Raw genomic sequence first — 18147 nt, forward strand, 5'->3', positions numbered from 1 at the left:
ACAAGCGGTTATGGCAAGGGGCTAGGTGCTTTTTGCATCTCGCAGGCCGCTGGATTTGCAGCGATTTGCGATTTTTACTGCTGAAACCTCGCCCGGCGAAGCCTTGAAGGCGACGTCGAATGCGCGCATGCGGGTTTTGCAATCCGTCGGGAATCAGGCGTCGGCCAAGATGCGGTGGTTTTTCGGCTGCTGCGCTTCGGCAACCGGGAGCGTGATGACAGCCCGCCAGGCATAACCCCGGGCGATTTCCTCGAATTCGAGATTGCCGTCAAAACGGCCGGCCATATTGGCCAGAACATAGCGAAGATTGGCGCGGGGCGTGACGTGGAAACGGGTGAGCCAGGCTTGCAGAAGGGTGCGGAACCACTTCGGCAATTGTTCCTGCTGGCCGAAATCGACAATATGCAGTGAGCCGCCGGGCTTCAGCGCCGTGAGCGCCTGTTCGATCGCCTTTTCCCAATCCGGTATCATCGACAGCGCATAGGGGATCATGACGCGGTCAAAGCCCTCGGGTTGGCCGAATTCCGAGGCGCGGAAGGCAGTGGCGTCTGCCACGCGCAGCATGGGGCGTTCCGCCTTGCCGGCGAAATTTTCGGCTGCGGTCAGCAGCATTTCGGCGGAAATGTCGAGGCCGAACAGTTTCGCCTGCGGAAATTTGCGGCTGGCCAGCAGCAGGTTGCGGCCGGTGCCGCAGCCAACTTCCAGCAAGGTGCCACCTTTCGGCACCTCGAGGCCGGAAATGGTTCTGTCTCGGCCGAGAAGGTAATATTTGCGGGTGATATCGTAGATATGCCGCTGGTGGCGATACATGCGGTCCATCAGGCTCGCATGCGCGCTGTCTGCAAGGCCTACATTCTCGCCGATGGTTTTCATGCCATAGCCCTCTGGTAGATATGGAAGCCGCCGTAGATGGCCGAGCGGTCCATGGCGTTGAGCGCGTTGGAGCGCTCTTCGAGATAGACCCACTGGTTGCGGATGTCAGGCGAAAGCCGGCCTTCGATGACGCTCTTTTCGGCGGCGGTGCGGAAGATGACGCGCGCGCCGGATGCCGCGGTGCGGCTGATCTGCGACCATAATTCGTTGAGCTGCGTGTCCGTCATCCAGTCCTGCGCATCGAGGAGGATATAGCGGTCGACGGCGCTTGCCGGCTTTTTGGAGAGAAGCTCGGTATAGGTGGCGTGGTGCACGGCAACGCGTGCGGTGTTGTTGCGGATCGTTTCGTAATATTCCGATTTGAGATAGGCGGGCAGGGCACCCTCATGCGGTTCGGGATAACGGCGCGCGAAGGCCTGCCAGGCGAAATAATTGTCGCTGAGCGGGAAGTTGCAGGCGAGCTTTTCCAGCCGCTCCTTGAGCACGGACGCAACCGTGCCATCGGCGGAAAGGCTGGCCAGCTCGTCATACTGGCGCGGCGGAATGCCGAGGCCGAAAAGCGAGCTTTTGCGCTTCGTCAGCCAGCGCACCACCGGCTTGTCGAAAAGGGGCGCGACCTTGCTGTCGAAAAACTGGCGCTGTTCGTCCAGCGTTCGGGTCTTGGCCATTTCGGTGAGCTTCACGCCGTGCAGCCGGGCCATGAGATGACCGGCGCCGATGAAGCGGCCGAGCAGGCCGGTGCGATATATATTCCTGTCGAAGACAGAGATGCGGCGGCGGCCGGAAAGGGTGCGCTTCGACCAGTATGCCTTGGTCGTGGCATCCAGATGCTCGGCGATGAAACGGTCGTAACCGATGCTGTTGCTGCGGTGGTTGGCGCGGCCGAAGTGGCGCACCACGTCCTGATGGGCGGGCAGATGGCGGAACGCGGCGAGCTTCAGCTTGTTCAGCGCAATGTGGTGCGGGTTGAGGTCCACGACATCGATGCTGGCCGGATTGCGGGAGAGGTAGGCCAGCATGTTGCAGCCGCCCGAGCCGATGGTGACGATGCGGTGGCCTTCGCCAAGCTCCATCGCCTCCATGTCGATTTCCGGGTCTTCCCATATCTGCGGATAGACGAGGCCGGAAAAGAGGACGCCGAAGAACCGCTCGGACAGACCGCTTTTGGAGAGTGCCTTGTGCTGGAGCAATGCAGACTTCAGTTTCGTGTTCTTGCTGAAGCCGGTCTTGGGTGCCGCACTCGTCATATGTTCACCTCTCAGTCGATTGAGAGGCGTCTACAGCCGTCATACTACAGTTTGATGACAGGGGCTGTGGGTGAAAACAATGAGACGAAAAGACGCTGTGAAACGATCGGCGTCTAAGTTGCCACGAATCCAGACTGCATTCCCAATGCAGCCGGAGGCCATCACTTGCGCAGAACGTGCAGCATGCCCTTGCGCTTGGCGTCGTAGTAATAACCGCGCGCATAAAGCCGGACCGCGTTATCGCGGTCGTTACCCGCCACAACCCATGCGCCGCGCAGATATTTGACGGCGTATTTGAGGTTGGTTTCGGCATCGAACAGGCCGGAAGCGGGACCATCGAAGCCCATGGAGCGGGCCGTGGCATGCCTGATCTGCATCAGGCCGAAATTGCCGCTGCTATAGGCGCCGGGATTATACATGCTTTCACGCCGCACCACTCGGTGAACCAGATCTTCCGGCACATCGTACATGGTGGCGTATTTGGTAATAAGGCCGCTGAGCTTTTCGCGTCCGACCGGGGCCGCCATCGATTCGTTCTGACGGATAGCGGCAAGCGCGGCGTTGGTCGGGCCGGCGGCATAGGCGAGAACCGTGCTGTCCGGCTTTGGCAGCGGAATGACTTTGCGTTCGGCCGTCAGTTCAGTGCCGATGGAGGGCGAACCGGGCGGCGGCGGCGCGGGCGGGAAGCTGCCCTTGACGGCAACCACCTGCGGCAGATCGGCAGCGGCATTGTGGGCAGCCGGCTTGGCCGCCATGTCAGCCGTTTCGATGGCTGCGGCCGCCGGAGTGGCGCTTGTCGGTGCGAGTGCCGTGGCCGTGGTCGGCGCAGATGTCGTCACACTCGCTTGGGCGACTTCGTTCTGCTGCGGTTGCATCTGGGCGGCGATGGCTGCGGCCGCAGCAATTTCAGAAGCCGGTGGCAGCGCCACGCGTCCGCCCTTGACGGCGACGGCGGTGGGAAGTGCCGCAGGCTGGGAAGAGGTTGCGGTTTCGGCGGTCTTAACCGTTGCTGCTGCTGCCGGGGTCACGCCCGTTGCTGCTTCGGCCGTCGCCGGCTGCGGCGATGTTTCCGCGGAAGTGGTCGCGGGATTGACTGTCGCGATCGTCGGGCCGTTCGGTCCTTCCTTTGCGGTATATTCGACGCTGGTACATGCGCTCAATGCCAGTGCCAGACCCACGGTGGAAGACAGAAGAAGTGCACTTCTTCCGCGGAATTTGCCGGAATTTCGCATGTTGCCGCCTTCGTTATGCCTGTCTTTCGATACCCCCGCGTCGAGCGAAGCAGGCAGTGTCCCGTCGAGCCTTCATTAACCTATTGTAAGGATAGCGGCAAGCCGGTGCGTTTCTCCCCGGCTTTCGGGCGGTTTTTCAGGCCGCGATGCGCCTGTATCCGGCACTGACGGCGCGGCCGGAAATAAAGTGGGTGCGGTATTTCGGCCGGATTTTCTTATCGCCCGACATGCGGCGCACCATCGCCAGAGTAGGCCCGGCAAACAGCGCCTGCGCGGTCAGAATCATCAACGCCTGAAGAAGAATGGCGGCCTGCGCCATGGCGAACGTTTCAATTGCATTGCCGGAGGTGGACACGAATTGCGGCAACAGCGCCAGAAATAAAGCGAAGTAGCGCGGGCGCAGGGCGGCAATGGCGTAACAATCGCGGAAAATGCCGCTCCAGGATTTGCCGGGCAGATTGTCATTATCGGCATTGGCGGCCTGGGCGGCAGGCGTGGCGAAGGTCCACAGGAGAAACAGCATCAGCCAGCCGATGCCGGCCCATTGCACGATTTCCACGAAGGATTGCGGCAGATAGACGAGACCGGCCACCGGAATGGCGGAAATCGTCATGGCCGTGACGATGCCGAGCGCGCCGCCGCTGACGGACGCGAAGATCGTCTTTTTGCCGCGAATGGCGGCATAGGAGGCGACAGAGAATACAAGGGGAGAGGGGAGTGCGAACACAACGGCACATGCTGCACAAAAAATCAGCCAGGCCTGTCCAGACATTCTCTTCCTCCTTGCCCTCCCTGTCGCAGTATTATTTTAGCCTATCGTAAAATCAGGCCGCTGTGAACGGCTGACCGACGTGTTCCATCACTTCGGTAAACCATTTTGCAGAGAGGTCGAAATGCTTTCCGCCCTTGATACGCGGAAACTCGATGGTCCGCAATTTGCCATTATGGTCTTCGTCATGGCCGGTGACGCCGGAGACCTTGTTGAGCGCGCTTTCGACGGCGAGATCGACCATGCCCTGGATGAGGCGCAGGTCGTCGCCATTGGCGGCGGCGGAGCGGGCGAAATAGCCAGATTTCTGCACCATGGAGCGTTCCGCACCGATGAGGCTGGCGAACTGCTTCTGGAACCAGCCGCCGACATTGATGGTGTCGATCTTCACATGGCCGAAAGCGTCGCGCTTGACAGCCTCGCCGGAGGCTTCGCGTTCGGCAACGATCGAATCAAGCCCGGCGCCTTCCGACACGAACAGCGTGACATAGCCGTTTTTGTCCATGATTTCCTTCAGGCGCTTGGCTTCCGCCTCGATGTCGAAGGCCATTTCCGGCAGGTAGATGCCGTCGATGTTCTTCATCTGCGTGTTCATCATCAGGCCTTCGACATATTCATTGCCGCTGGTCTTCTGGATATAGGCGCGCGCGGTGGCGGCCGTCAGCCAGCCGCAATGGCGGCCCATGACTTCATGGATGACGAAGGTCTTGGGTGCAGCGCTCTGCTCGTTGCTGACATTGTCGAAGAAGGAAGCGCCGACTTCAGCGGCCGTCCAGGCGCCGAGCGACTGCTTGATCGGCACCACGTCGTTATCCACCGTCTTCGGCAGGCCGACAACGGTGAGGTCATAGCCGTTAGCGCCAAGATAGGCGGCAAGATCGGCCGCTGTCGTATTGGTGTCGTCGCCACCGATCGTGTGGAGAATGGTGACGCCGTCAGCCGCCAGCCGGTCAGCGGCGACGCGCAGCGGATTGTCGCCTTCCTTGACCAGACCGCGCTTGGCGCAATCGGCGGCATTGGTGAGCTTCACACGGCTGTTGCCGATCGGCGAGCCGCCGTAGCGGTGGAGCAGATGTGCCTTTTCCCGCATATCCTTGGTGATCTCGATGCGGTCACCCAGAAGCACGCCCTGGTAACCGGAGCGGTAAGCGATGATGTCGATCTCGGGCGCGATGTCGCTGTAACGCTCGATCAGGCCGCCCACGGCCGAAGAGAGACAGGGCGCAAGGCCACCCGCGGTCAGCATTGCGACTTTCTGTTTGGCCATCATGGCTCTCCTTTTCACATATACCCAAAGACATGTCTGGCAAATGGATGCGACAGCCGCGTGTTGGTGTAAAGTGAATTTATGAAGAAGAACGCCGATTTCTCGCGGGTTTTCAGCGGCTTGAGCAAAGTGGCGTAATATAATCGTTTCAATCGGCATCGCCGGCGGCCGGCTTTCCGCCCTCTGTGGAAAACCATGGTTCCGTCGTCTGCCGTACTCTTGTTCCTGAAGCAAAACTGTCGCAAAGATGAATAAAAGTTAATGCCGCTGGCCCGCTAGGCATATTGCATTCGCGGCAATATCCCGTCATGCTTGTTGCATGATGTTCGATTTCGCCTGTCTGCAAATTTCATCCCTGTGGGAACGGCTGCTCGGCGCAATCGGCGACGCGGCAGGCGGTGCGCTCGGGCGCGTGGTGGAAGCCATCCGCACCCTTTTCGAAGGTGACCCGGAAACCCGCCGCAAGGTTTCGTTTTCCGTGGCCATCATCGCGCTCTCCGCCAAGATGGCGAAGGCCGACGGTGTCGTCAACGACGCGGAAGTGCGCGCCTTCCGGCAAATCTTCGATTTTCCGGAAGAAGAAGCCAAGAACGTCGCCCGTCTTTATAATCTCGCCCGCCAGGACGTTGCCGGTTACGAGGCCTATGCGGAGCGGCTTGCTGGTCTTTGCGGCTCCGGGCACGCCAATTGCGAGATGCTGGAAAGCGTCATCGACGGCCTGTTCCACATCGCCAAGGCCGATGGGCTGATCCACGAACGGGAACTCGCCTTCCTGGGCCGGATCGCGGAAATCTTCCGTATCACCGAAGATCACTTCGAAACGATCATGGCGCGGCATGTCCATATGGACGGGCGCGACCCTTATCGCGTGCTCGGCGTTTCGCCTTCGGACGATTTTCTGGATATCCGCAAGCGGTACCGAACGCTGGTTGCCGAACACCATCCTGACAAGCTCATTGCCCGCGGCGTTCCCATGGAATTGCATGCGGCCGCGAATGAGCGTATGGCGGCTCTCAACGCCGCTTATGCGGCCATCGAGAAAGAACGCCGCGTCGCATGAGTGAATGTCTGCCGGATTTTATCCCGGATTTTGGGGGCGCAACCGTTGCGCCTTCGCCTAACCATGGTGAAAGGCTTGATGTAGCCGGCCCCGATATTATCCTGTTGCATTATACCGGCATGACGACGGCCGACGGCGCACTGTCGTGGCTCTGCAATCTCGAAAGCCAGGTCTCAAGCCATTATTTCGTCTTCGAGGACGGGCGCGTCATCCAGCTCGTGCCGGAAACCCGCCGTGCCTGGCATGCGGGCAAAAGCATATGGGCGGGGGATCAGGACATCAATTCCCGCTCCATCGGTATCGAGATCGCCAATCAGGGCCATCCCGGCGGCCTGCCGGAATTTCCGAAAGAGCAGGTGGCTGCCGTCATCGAATTGTGTCGCGATTGCGGCCAGCGCTGGTCTATCGCCCCAGAAAGGGTGCTGGCGCATTCGGATGTTGCACCGATCCGCAAGGTCGATCCGGGTGAAAAATTTCCGTGGGACATCCTGTCGAAGCACGGTGTCGGCCATTGGGTGGAGCCTGCTCCGATCCGTGGCGGCCGCTTTTTTCAGCGCGGCGACCATGGCCAACCGGTCGAAGCGCTGCAGTCGATGCTGTCTATTTATGGTTATGGCGTTGAAATTACAGGCGCTTATTGCGAAAAAACCGAAGGCGCCGTGGCCGCTTTCCAGCGGCATTTCCGCCCCGCTTTGGTGGATGGTATCGCGGATTTCTCCACCATCGATACGCTGCACCGGCTGATCGCCAGCCTGCCGAGATTTTCGGGCGCTTAATCGCCAATTCTGGAAAAGCATTCCCGCTTTTTCCGCGAGTTCAAGTCGCTTTTTTTCTTGTGCCACAGTTAATCCGCATTGAGGAAGTTTAAGAACGTCACTGCATGCGGTGTCGTTCTTCAGGGGAGCCTGCCGTCAATATCAATCAAGGAGACCGGACAGCGGAAGGTCGCGATCGACTTTCCGGGCGCAGACTATTTGTGTCGCTTCATTGTTCCGGTCATCCGATCTGGAGACTTTTTCTACATATGAACAGGGTTGTTGTTGCTGTCGTGGCGAGTGTTATTATGCTCGCTTCGCAGGCGGGGATTGCTTTTGCCAAAGACGAGGACGTCAAGACCAAAACCGTGACGCTGGAGACCTTCTTCCGCAAGCCCGGTTATCCCATTCCGGAAAAAAACCTGCCTTCCACTCTCAAGAACGGCTATTCCGATCTGATCGTCAAATATGCCAAGCGTTACGGCGTTCCCACCAACCTGGCGCATGCCGTCGTTTCGGTGGAAAGCAAGTTCAACCCCAAGGCCCGCGGCAGCGCGGGCGAGGTCGGGCTGATGCAGATCAAGCCGGCTACGGCGCGGATGATGGGCTATCGCGGCACGACCAAGGCGCTTTACGATCCCGAGACCAATATCCGCTGGGGCATGCAATATCTGGCGACGGCGCATCAGCTGGGCGGCGGTCAGGTGTGCGGCACGATCCTGCGTTACAATGCCGGCCATGGCGCCACCCGCATGAACCCAGTCTCCAAGCGCTATTGTGGCAAGGTGCAGGCGTTGCTGGCCGGCTGAGGCCGGTTTGCATTGCTTGTTAAATTGCGAAAAGCGATTCCGGTTCGGCCCGGCATGCTGTAGTCAGAAGCAAAGCTGATACGGAGCATGGCATGCCGGATTTCAAATATATCGTCGTCGGGGCCGGAATGATGGGAGCGGCTGCGGCTCGACATCTCTCCGTACAAACGGATGGCGTGGCGCTGATCGGGCCGGGCGAACCCGCCGATCGCAAGACGCATCAGGGTGTATTTTCAAGTCATTACGATGAGGCGCGCATCACCCGCGGGTTTGACGGCGATCCGGTCTGGGCGGAGCTGGCGCAACGCTCCATCCGCCGTTATGCGGAGATCGAGGCCAAAAGCGGCATTCGCTTTTTTACCGAAGCAGGCTGTCTGTTCACCGGCAACGGTAAGGGTCTTGCGGGAGATTATGTCTCGCGCGCCCTTTCATCGGCGGACCGTCTCGGTCTTGGTGTAGAGACACTCGGCAGCGATGCGCTCGTTGACCGGTTTCCGATGTTCTCCCTGCCGGCGGATCACGACGGTTATTTCGAGGCGCAGAATGCCGGCCACGTCAATCCACGCGCCCTGGTGAAGGCGCAGTGCGCCATTGCCGAGGTGCAGGGTGCGAAACTGCTGCGCGAGACGGCGGCGCATATTCGCGACACCTCCCATGGCGTAGAGGTTTCGACCCGCGACGGGGCCGTCCATACCGCTGAAAAGGTCATCGTGGCGGCCGGCGGTTTCACCAACATGGCGGAACTTCTGCCTTCTCCCGTCGATATGGCGGCCACGGGCCGCACCATCGTCTTTTTCGAGCTGGATGAGGCGCATCAGGCGTTGTTTGGGGCGATGCCCTCCACCATCGTGCTCGCGGAAACAGAGGACGACATCGTCTATATCCTGCCGCCGGTGCGTTATCCCGATGGCAAGGTCTATCTGAAGATTGGCGGGGAGAGCGAGAAGGGCAGGCTTGAAACGCTCACTGACGCGATGGACTGGTTCCATTCGGACGGGACGCCTGATGAGGTGGAGTTTCTGAGAAAGCGGGCTTTATCCTTGATGCCGGAACTTGCCGGCTGCCCCGTCACGTCAGGCTCCTGTATCGCCTCCATCACCCGTAGCGGCTACCCCTATATCGGCTATACGCAGTCCTCCAATATCGCGGTTCTGACCGGCGGCAATTTCGTCTCCGCCAAGTCTTCGGACGAGATCGGACGGCTTGGTGCTGCGCTGCTTTTGAACGGCCAGCTGAGCGAGGATGAATTCGCCGCCGAAATGGCGCCGGTTTTCGTCTGACAATCAGCAACGAAGCAGCTACAAGGTTGCGACGAAAATGAGCGGGTGAAGAGGCCGGCATGTCGGGACATTTCAACTATATCGTCGTGGGTCGCGGCATGATGGGTGCCGCCGCCGCCCGCCATTTGGCCGAAACGGTGAATGGCGTCGCGCTCATCGGTCCCGGCGAACCTGCCGACATCAACTCACATAAGGGCGTTTTCGCCAGTCACTATGACGAGGCGCGGATTACCCGCACCATCGATGGCGATGCCGACTGGGCGTTGCTCGCCAACCGTTCGATCGCGCGTTATGCCGATATTGCCGCACGCAGCGGTGTCGAGTTTTATGCGCCGGTCGGCTGCCTGATGGTGGGGCCGCAGCGGGGCGGTGCGAATCCTTTTGTCGATGATGTCCTCAAGGCAGCGGCTCGGCTCGGCGTTTCCACGGAACTGCTTGATGACCAGAGCCTGAAAAGCCGCTTTCCCTATTTCTCCTTCGAACAGGGTTGCGAAGGTGTATTCGAAAAGGACAATGCCGGTTACGTCAACCCGCGCGCGCTGGTGAAAGCGCAGGCTATCCTCGCGGAAAAGGCTGGCGTTACGCTGATCGACGATATCGTCGTCTCGACGCGGGAAGAGCGTGGCCGGGCCTCGGTGCAGACGGTTTCTGGCGCGGTTTATACCGCAGACCGGGTGCTGGTGGCGGCCGGTGGCTTCTCCATCACCAGGGATTTGCTGCCGCAGCCTGTCGGGCTTGATGTTTATGCCCGCACCGTCGCTTTCTTCGAGATAGATGAGGGCGATCTCGCTCAATATGCAGACATGCCGTCTCTCATCTATGAGCCGCGTGATACCACGAAACATATCTATCTCCTGCCGCCGGTGCGGTATCCCGACGGCAAATTTTACCTGAAGATCGGCGGCGATCCCGACGACAAGAGGGTCAGCAGTGACCCGGAAATCCGCGAATGGTTCCGCTCCGGCGGACGCGAAAGCGTGCGTGACCATCTTTCGGAGATCGTGGGCAGGCTGGTGCCTTCCATTGATCGCTCGCGCATCTCGATGGCCGCCTGCGTCGTCTCCAAAACGCAGAGCGGCTATCCGGCCATCGGCTTCACCGCCTCGCCGAAGATTGCGGTTCTGACCGGCGGTAACGGCACGGCGGCCAAGAGTTCCGATGAGATCGGGCGGCTGGGTGCCCTGCTGCTGCGGGACGGGCAAATCGCCGACGGTGCCTTCTCGACGGATTTCAAACCCGCATTTCTTTGATCTTGGCCGTCGCTTTTCGGTGGCTTTCGCTGCGGAACATGGTTATGCAGCCCAAGCCAGTTGGCCGGGCAGCCGCGCTTTACCAATGTCGAAAGACGGTAAGGTGAGGAAAGTCCGGGCTCCACGGAAATACGGTGCCGGATAACGTCCGGCGGGGGCGACCCCAGGGAAAGTGCCACAGAGAGCAAACCGCCATGCACCCGCATGGTAAGGGTGAAAGGGTGGGGTAAGAGCCCACCGCGCTTCTGGTAACAGCGGCGGCAAGGTAAACCCCACCGGGAGCAAGACCGAATAGGGATGACACGGGATGGGCGAAAGCCCGTTCACAGCCGGTTTCCAGGCCCGTCATCCGGGTGGGTTGCGCGAGGCGGCATGCAAATGCCGTCCCAGATGAATGGCTGCCACGTTCCGGGTCAAACCGGAGCCATACAGAACCCGGCTTACAGGCCAACTGGCGAATTTTCCTTTTCCGTCTTCGACGTGAAACTTCTAAAAAATCTCATCATCATATTGTTTTTAAACCGGAAAATTATCGGTTTAAGACAATTTTTGTGCCGGTAAACCGCCGTCTTCGCGCACAAAGTAAACCATTCGTTAAACTTAACGGCTTATGAATTTCCGATGCGAAGTCGGTATCGTGCCGGCTTCATCCCATTGACGCCCATAGTGTCCCATGGTATCCCAAATGCACACCACATTGGGTCGTGTTTTTGACCCGCAATCGCTGAAACGTTCGAGGAGCCTGCAAGGGGCTGCTGCAGGGCATGTCGCCCTGGCGCTTGGCGATGTGTCGTGCGTACCGGTGTCGGCTGCGGAGCGGATGAATCGCTTTGGGGCATGCGGTTTTGGCGAGTTGAGTAATGGACCGCTTTTTATCGAACGTGACGAACAGGATCGACGCCAAGGGGCGCGTTTCGGTTCCGTCTCCGTTTCGTTCGGTGCTGGTGAAGCGCGGCATTCAGGAGCTTTATTGTCTCCAGGATTTTGCGTTTCCGGCAATCAGCGTCGGCGGTCCGGATCTGCTGGAGCGCTACGAGCGGCAGATTGCGTCCATGGATGCCTTCTCGCCGCAGGCAAACGCAATGTCGCTGCTGGTTCACGGCGGCGGTGTTTTCATGAAGCTCGACCAGGAAGGTCGATTGATGGTGACGGATTTTGTGCGGGAATTTACCGGCATCTCCACCGAGGTCACCTTCGTCGGGCGGGCGGATCATTTTCAGCTTTGGCAACCGGATGCGTTTTTGGCGGCGCAGGCGGAAGCAAGAGCGGGGCGCGGTTTTTCGGCTGCTCGCCCCGCCTAGGACGGGGACAGTCAATGGCGGCGAATTCTGGCGGACGATCTTCTGATGCCGATGGCGGACCTCAGCGCCATATTCCTGTGCTGCTTCGGGAAGTCATCACCGCGCTTGAACCCGCCCCCGGCAAGGTCATTCTGGATGGCACTTTCGGTGCCGGCGGCTACACCCAGGCCATTCTCGATCAGGGCGCAAATGTCATCGCGCTGGACCGTGATCCCACCGCGATCGCCGGTGGCCAGGCGATGGTTGCGGCCAATGGCGGCAGGCTTTCGCTTATTCAATCGCAATTTTCCGATCTCGCAAAACATGCGCCCGAAAGCGGCCTCGATGGCGTCGTTCTCGATATTGGCGTGTCCTCCATGCAGATCGATGAGGCCGAACGCGGTTTCTCCTTTCAGAAGAACGGCCCTCTCGACATGCGCATGTCGGGTTCCGGCGTTTCTGCCGCCGATGTCGTCAATCGTGCGAAGGTCGGCGATCTCATTCGCATTTTCGGTTTTCTCGGTGAAGAAAAGCAGCCGGGTCGCATCGCCCGCGCCATCGAGAAAAAGCGGGCGGAAGAGCCTTTCCGCACCACCCGCGATCTGGCGGGCCTGATCGAGATCGTCACGCCGCGAAAAGCCAAAGACAAGATTCATCCGGCAACGCGGGTGTTCCAGGCGCTGCGTGTTTTCGTCAATGACGAGCTGGGCGAACTGGCGCAGGCCTTGTTTGCCGCCGAGCAAGTTCTGAAGCCCGGCGGCCGGCTGGTCGTCGTTACCTTCCATTCTTTGGAAGACCGTATCGTCAAAAAATTCTTCTCCGACCGTTCGGGCAAGGCCGCCGGTTCGAGGCATCTGCCGATGGTGGAGGACAAGCCCGCCATTTTCGAGAATATCGGCAAGCCGATGATCGCCGCCAGCGACGAGGAGGCGGAGCTTAATCCGCGGGCCCGTTCGGCCAAGCTTCGTGCGGGCCTGCGCACCACGGCACCGGCGCGTGCTGCAGATTTCTCGATTTTCGAGCTTCCCGATCTCGCCAGCCTTGAAAAGATGGGAGGCTGATATGCTGCGCACTTTCGATGTCATCTTGATGGGGGTCATGGTCGCTGCGGCGGTCGTGACCTATTCGATCAAGCACAAGGCCGATCTGAAGCTTGAAGAGGTCCGCAAGCTGGAGGCCGAGATCAAGCTTGAGAAAGATACGATTGATCTCCTGCGGGCCGACTGGGCGCTGCTGACGCAGCCGAACCGTTTGCACCGGCTCGTGAATGCCTATCAGGACGAACTTGGTCTTTCGCCGACCCTGCCGACGCAATTGGCACAGCCGCGTGAACTGCCGATGCTGCGCTCGCAATTGCCTCAGCCGCCCGAGCCTGAAGGAATGAGCGTCGAGGATGTCATCGCCGCCGCTGTCAATGGCTCGAAGCCGGGGGCCACGCTGGGTGGCGCTTCCAAGCCCAAATCGCCGCCCGCGGGCCAGATTGCCGTAAACGGCGTTCCAGTGCCCACGCCCCGTGCGCGCGTTTCACGTCCGGCGCCGGCGCCTGTGCCGGTCGCTTCCGCCGCCGGCGATGAATCCGGCGATATGGATGAAACCATAACAGGATCGGTGAACCGCTGATGTCTTTTCTCTCCCGCGTCATGGTTTTGAAGAGCAAGGCTCATTTTTCAGCCAGCACCACCGGTATCCATACCGACCATGCGGCGTTTGAAGGCGCGCGCAAGAAGCGCGCGGCGCAGGCAAAAAGCCGCGTCGGCCTTCTCATTTTTGGCTTCGTCGCATTTTACGCCGTCGTCGGCGGTCGTCTCGTGCAATATGGCATGGCGGAACAGGAAACGGTATCGAGCATCGCGCCCGCAGACCGGCTGATGGCGTCGCGTCCCGATCTTCTCGACCGCAACGGCGAGGTGTTGGCCACCGATATTCGCACCGTCTCGCTGTTTGCCGAGCCGCATCGCATTGTCGATATCGACGAGGCCATCGAGAAGCTGCGCACCGTCCTGCCGGATCTCGACCAGCGCAGCACCTATCAGAAGCTTACCTCCAACTCGCGTTTCCAGTGGCTGCGCCGCCAATTGACGCCGAAGCAGCAGAGCCAGATCCTGGCGCTCGGCATTCCCGGCATCGGCTTCCGCCCGGAAAAGCGCCGTTTTTATCCCGGCGGGCCGACTGCCGCCCATGTCGTCGGCCACGTCAATATCGACAATCGCGGCGTTGCCGGCATGGAACGTTACGTCGATAGCCAGGGCCTGGCCGATCTGACGGCGCTCGGCATGACCAGCGACCAGCCGCTGGAGCCGGTGAAGCTTTCGATAGATCTGCGCGTGCAGTCCATCGTGCGTGAAGTTGTAACCGCCGCCATTGCCAAATTTCGTGCGATCGGCGCAGGCGCTGTGGTTCTGGATGTGCATACTGGCGAGGTTCTCGCCATGGCCTCCGTGCCGGATTACGATCCGAACAACCCGGCCGAAGGCGCCAAGGAAGGCTGGCTCAACCGCATGTCGAACGGCACGTTCGAGATGGGTTCCACCTTCAAGTCCTTCACCATTGCCATGGGCCTCGATTCGGGCCGTGTCCATCTCGGTGACACTTTCGATGCGCGTTATCCGATCCGCATCGGCGGCTTCACCATCAAGGACTTCCACGGCAAGGGCCGCATGCTCTCGGTGCCGGAAATCTTTCAGTATTCGTCCAACATCGGTACGGCGAAAATCGCCGACACTGTTGGCACCGAAGGCCACAAGGAATTCCTGACGCGGCTTGGTCTTCTCACCCGCATGCACACCGAACTGCCAGAAGTGGCGATGCCATCGCAGCCGCGCGAATGGAAGAAGATCAATTCCATCACCATTTCCTTCGGCCATGGCGTTTCCACGACGCCGTTGCAGACGGCGGTTGCCGGTGCGGCACTCGTCAATGGCGGTAAACTGATCGAACCGACCTTCCTGCCGCGCACCCGTGAACAGGCGGATCAGGTGGCAAAGCAGGTGTTGAAGCCTGGCGCCAGCAAGGATATGCGCTTCCTCTTCGAATGGAACGGCGTCAACGGTTCCGGCCGCAATGCGCGTGTCGATGGTTTCAACGTCGGCGGCAAGACCGGTACGGCCGACAAGGTCGTCAACGGCCGCTACGTGCACGACAAGAACTTCAACGCCTTCCTGTCGGCCTTTCCAATGGACGATCCGCAATATGTCGTGCTGTCGTTCATCGACGAGCCGAAGACGGACAAGGGCAATGGCGCGGCGCTCGCCGGCACGTCTGCAGCCCCGATGGTGCACGATATCATCAGTCGCACGGCGGCCGTACTGGGCGTGAAGCCGAAGTTCGGCAAGGATGGCTCGGCCTTGCTCGTGTCTTATTGATTGTTAGCTTATGATGTTCCGGCGATTCGCGCCGGGGGGACAAGACGGACACAGTCGATGAATTTGCGAGATATATCCGGAAATGCGTTTCCGGAATTGAAGGAATTGCTCCTGTCTGAGATCGGGGCGATTGAAATCGGGGGGATCACCGCAGACAGCCGCAAGGCTGCGCCGGGCAGCCTGTTCGTTGCGGTTTCTGGCACCAAGGCCGATGGTACGACCTATGTGAAGGACGCGGTTGCCAAGGGGGCCGTTGCCGTTGTTTCCGGGCACGCGGTGGAAGCCGACGTGCCGGTTCTGGTCGTCACCGATCCACGCCTTTATCTCTCCCATGCCGCTTCCCGCTTTTATGGAAAACAACCGGAAATAATGGTCGCCGTTACCGGTACCGCAGGAAAGACCTCGGTTGCTTCCTTTGTACGGCAAATCTGGGCTTTCGCCGGCCATGCCGCAGCCCAGATCGGCACGACCGGCATCATTGCTCCTGGCCGCGAGGATTACGGCGCGCTGACGACGCCCGATCCGGTGACGCTGCATGCGCTTCTGGCCGAGCTTGCGGACGAGGGCGTCACCCATGCTGCGATGGAAGCGTCCAGCCACGGTCTTGACCAGCGCCGCCTTGATGGCGTCCACCTGTCTGCCGCCGGCTTCACCAATCTTGGCCGCGATCACATGGATTACCATCCGACCGTCGAGGATTACATGGCCGCGAAGATGCGGCTTTTCGATACGCTGATGGAAAAAGGGGCTCCCGCCGTGATCTTCGCCGACGACCCATGGTCGGACAAGGCGATCCGGGCAGCGCAGGAAGCAGGTCTCGATGTCCGCACCGTCGGTCGCAACGGCCAGTATCTCACTTTGAAGCGCGTCGAGCATTTCCGCCACAAGCAGATGGTCGAAGTGCATCATGACGGTGTCATCCATGAAGTCGACATCCCGCTCGCGGGTGATTTCCAGGTGGCCAACGCGTTGGTCGCCGCCGGTCTCGCCATGTCCACGGGTGTTCCCGCGGCAACGGCGCTGAAGGCGCTTGAAAAGCTGATCGGCGCCGCCGGTCGTTTGGAACTCGTGGGCCAGACGAAGAACGGCGCGCTTGCCTATGTGGATTACGCTCATAAGCCCGATGCGCTGGAGAACGTGCTGACCTCGGTGCGGCCCTTCACCTCCGGCCGCATCATCACCGTTTTCGGCTGCGGCGGTGACCGCGACAAGGGCAAACGCCCGATCATGGGCGAGGTGGCGACGCGGCTTTCCGACATCGTCATCGTCACCGACGACAATCCGCGTTCGGAAGATGCTGCAACGATCCGTTCCGAAGTCATGGCGGCAGCACCCGGCGCATTGGAAATCGGCGACAGGGCGGACGCTATCCGCCATGCGGTGTCGCTGCTTTCGCATGGCGATACGCTGATTGTCGCAGGCAAGGGCCATGAAGAAGGGCAGATCGTCGGTTCCGTGACACTGCCTTTTTCCGATCATGAACAGGTGCGCGCTGCACTGGCAGGGCTGGAAGGATCGAAGATTTGAGCTGGTTATGGACAGTCGCCGACATGATCGCCATCACGGCAGGCCGCCCCGTGGGCAACCTGCCGACCGGAATCACCGGCATTTCCATCGACAGCCGGACGGTCAAATCGGGCGAAGCGTTCTTCGCCATCAAGGGTGATCGGGTGGACGGTCACGACTATACGAGTTTCGCGGTTGCGAATGGGGCAGGACTTCTGGTCGTTGCCGAAGCCAAGCTGCCGGCGCTCGGTCGTCTGACCGTGCCGATGATCGTGGTGGAAGATGTGCTCGCAGCCCTTGGCAAGCTTGCCCTTGCCGCGCGCGAAAGAACGTCGGCGCGCATCATCGCGGTGACCGGTTCGGTGGGCAAGACAACGACCAAGGAAATGCTGCGGCAGGCTCTGGCCCCTTCGGGCCGGGTGCATGCGGCGGTGGCGTCCTTCAACAACCATTGGGGCGTGCCGCTGACGCTCGCACGGATGCCTGCCGATACGGAATTCGGCGTGTTCGAAATCGGCATGAACCATTCCGGCGAAATCCGGCCGCTGGTGAAGATGGTGCGCCCGCATGTGGCGATCATCACCACCATCGCGGCAGCCCATCTCGGCAATTTCAAGAATATCGAAGAGATCGCCGCCGCCAAGGCGGAGATTTTCGAAGGCGTGGAAGAAGGTGGTTCGGTCATCCTCAACCGAGATAACGCCCAGTTCGAACAGCTGGAAGAGGCGGCGCAGGAACAGGGTATCGAACATATCCTCACCTTCGGCCAGCACGCCAAGGCCGATTTCCGCTTGGCCGATTTTGAGAGCACAACGACCGGTTCGACGATCTGGGCGATCCTCAATGGCGAAACCAGCGAGCTGCATCTCAACATTCCCGGCCGGCATATTGCAGACAATGCGATGGCGGTGCTCGGCGCCGTGGCGATCACGGGCGCCAATCTTGATCGCGCCTTCGAGGTGCTTGGATCGCTTGAGGCGGTGAAGGGGCGCGGCCAGCGTCACCACCTTCAGATCAACGGCGGCTCCTTCCTGCTGATCGATGAAAGCTACAACGCCAATCCCGCCTCCATGCGGGCGTCGATTGCCGTGCTGGCGGAAACGCCGACGCAGGGCCATGGCCGTCGCGTTGCCGTTTTAGGCGACATGCTGGAGATGGGCGAGTTTTCCGCGCAGCTGCATGAGGAACTGGCCGGACCATTGCTCGCGGCCGGCATCGAACATGTCTGGCTTGCGGGAGAGGCGATGGCCGCATTGCGCGACGCGTTGCCGGACAGCGTCACCGTCATCTGGTTCCCGACGACGGCCGAGCTCACCGATTTCGCCCTGCAATGGGTGCAACCGGGAGACGCGCTGATGGTAAAATCGTCACTTGGGCTTGGTTTCGGCAAGATTGTCGCCGCTCTGCTTGACAAGTATCCGGCATTCCCCGAGACGGAACGCCAAGTCTGAAATAGC

At 60.2% G+C, this 18147-nt stretch carries 16 protein-coding genes and 1 other RNA gene; 12 read left to right on the plus strand and 5 right to left on the minus strand.

What is annotated here, in order from left to right:
* Positions 1-153: 153 nt before the first annotated feature.
* The 5 genes from BS627_RS02030 to BS627_RS02050 all read right to left on the minus strand — a co-directional run bounded on the left by BS627_RS02030 (position 154) and on the right by BS627_RS02050 (position 5388).
* On the minus strand, positions 154-873 hold the full coding sequence (locus tag BS627_RS02030; RefSeq protein WP_165691105.1) for a class I SAM-dependent methyltransferase: 720 nt from the start codon (positions 871-873) through the stop codon (positions 154-156).
* A complete protein-coding gene (locus tag BS627_RS02035) occupies positions 870-2120 on the minus strand; it encodes a BtaA family protein (RefSeq protein WP_077981659.1) in 1251 nt (416 codons plus the stop codon). Before BS627_RS02035 ends, BS627_RS02030 begins: the two co-directional genes overlap by 4 nt.
* Before the next feature lie 161 nt (positions 2121-2281).
* Positions 2282-3352, minus strand: a complete 1071-nt coding sequence (locus BS627_RS02040) for a lytic transglycosylase domain-containing protein (RefSeq protein WP_077981660.1) — start codon at positions 3350-3352, stop codon at positions 2282-2284.
* A 136-nt stretch (positions 3353-3488) separates the two neighbouring features.
* Positions 3489-4124: a LysE family translocator gene (locus BS627_RS02045; RefSeq protein ID WP_077981661.1), complete on the minus strand. Its 636-nt coding sequence runs from the start codon at positions 4122-4124 to the stop codon at positions 3489-3491.
* Between the two features lie 52 nt (positions 4125-4176).
* The gene (locus tag BS627_RS02050) at positions 4177-5388 is read right to left on the minus strand and encodes a pyrophosphate--fructose-6-phosphate 1-phosphotransferase (RefSeq protein WP_077981767.1); all 1212 of its coding nucleotides are present in this window, start codon (positions 5386-5388) and stop codon (positions 4177-4179) included.
* A 319-nt stretch (positions 5389-5707) separates the two neighbouring features.
* Here BS627_RS02050 and BS627_RS02055 point away from each other — a divergent pair, with 319 nt between their 5' ends.
* The 12 genes from BS627_RS02055 to BS627_RS02110 all read left to right on the plus strand — a co-directional run bounded on the left by BS627_RS02055 (position 5708) and on the right by BS627_RS02110 (position 18141).
* Positions 5708-6448, plus strand: a complete 741-nt coding sequence (locus BS627_RS02055) for a J domain-containing protein (protein WP_004430712.1) — start codon at positions 5708-5710, stop codon at positions 6446-6448.
* Positions 6445-7224, plus strand: coding sequence for an N-acetylmuramoyl-L-alanine amidase (locus BS627_RS02060; protein ID WP_077981662.1), 780 nt, complete (start codon positions 6445-6447; stop codon positions 7222-7224). Before BS627_RS02055 ends, BS627_RS02060 begins: the two co-directional genes overlap by 4 nt.
* A gap of 248 nt (positions 7225-7472) precedes the next feature.
* Entirely contained in the window at positions 7473-8012 is a 540-nt protein-coding gene (locus BS627_RS02065) for a lytic transglycosylase domain-containing protein (protein WP_077981663.1), read from the plus strand.
* A 92-nt stretch (positions 8013-8104) separates the two neighbouring features.
* Positions 8105-9292: an FAD-dependent oxidoreductase gene (locus tag BS627_RS02070; RefSeq protein ID WP_077981664.1), complete on the plus strand. Its 1188-nt coding sequence runs from the start codon at positions 8105-8107 to the stop codon at positions 9290-9292.
* Positions 9293-9351: 59 nt separating this feature from the next.
* Positions 9352-10542, plus strand: coding sequence for an NAD(P)/FAD-dependent oxidoreductase (locus BS627_RS02075; RefSeq protein WP_077981665.1), 1191 nt, complete (start codon positions 9352-9354; stop codon positions 10540-10542).
* Positions 10543-10598: 56 nt separating this feature from the next.
* Positions 10599-11001, plus strand: an RNA gene (gene rnpB / locus BS627_RS02080) — RNase P RNA component class A.
* 401 nt (positions 11002-11402) lie between these two features.
* Complete coding sequence (gene mraZ / locus BS627_RS02085; RefSeq protein WP_077981666.1) at positions 11403-11843, plus strand: division/cell wall cluster transcriptional repressor MraZ; 441 nt, start codon at positions 11403-11405, stop codon at positions 11841-11843.
* A 14-nt stretch (positions 11844-11857) separates the two neighbouring features.
* Positions 11858-12883 carry a 16S rRNA (cytosine(1402)-N(4))-methyltransferase RsmH gene (gene rsmH / locus BS627_RS02090; RefSeq protein ID WP_077981667.1) on the plus strand — a complete coding sequence of 342 codons (1026 nt, stop codon included), beginning with the start codon at positions 11858-11860 and terminating at the stop codon, positions 12881-12883.
* 1 nt (position 12884) lies between these two features.
* A complete protein-coding gene (ftsL, locus tag BS627_RS02095) occupies positions 12885-13442 on the plus strand; it encodes a cell division protein FtsL (RefSeq protein ID WP_077981668.1) in 558 nt (185 codons plus the stop codon).
* Positions 13442-15184 (plus strand): peptidoglycan D,D-transpeptidase FtsI family protein, encoded by a 1743-nt coding sequence (locus BS627_RS02100; protein ID WP_077981669.1) that lies wholly within the window; start codon positions 13442-13444, stop codon positions 15182-15184. The genes ftsL and BS627_RS02100 overlap by 1 nt, the downstream gene beginning before the upstream one ends.
* 57 nt (positions 15185-15241) lie before the next feature.
* Positions 15242-16711, plus strand: coding sequence for a UDP-N-acetylmuramoyl-L-alanyl-D-glutamate--2,6-diaminopimelate ligase (locus BS627_RS02105; RefSeq protein ID WP_077981670.1), 1470 nt, complete (start codon positions 15242-15244; stop codon positions 16709-16711).
* Positions 16708-18141, plus strand: coding sequence for a UDP-N-acetylmuramoylalanyl-D-glutamyl-2,6-diaminopimelate--D-alanyl-D-alanine ligase (locus tag BS627_RS02110; protein ID WP_077981671.1), 1434 nt, complete (start codon positions 16708-16710; stop codon positions 18139-18141). The genes BS627_RS02105 and BS627_RS02110 overlap by 4 nt, the downstream gene beginning before the upstream one ends.
* Positions 18142-18147 lie beyond the last annotated feature (6 nt).

This window comes from Agrobacterium salinitolerans, from assembly GCF_002008225.1.
GTDB lineage: Bacteria > Pseudomonadota > Alphaproteobacteria > Rhizobiales > Rhizobiaceae > Agrobacterium > Agrobacterium salinitolerans.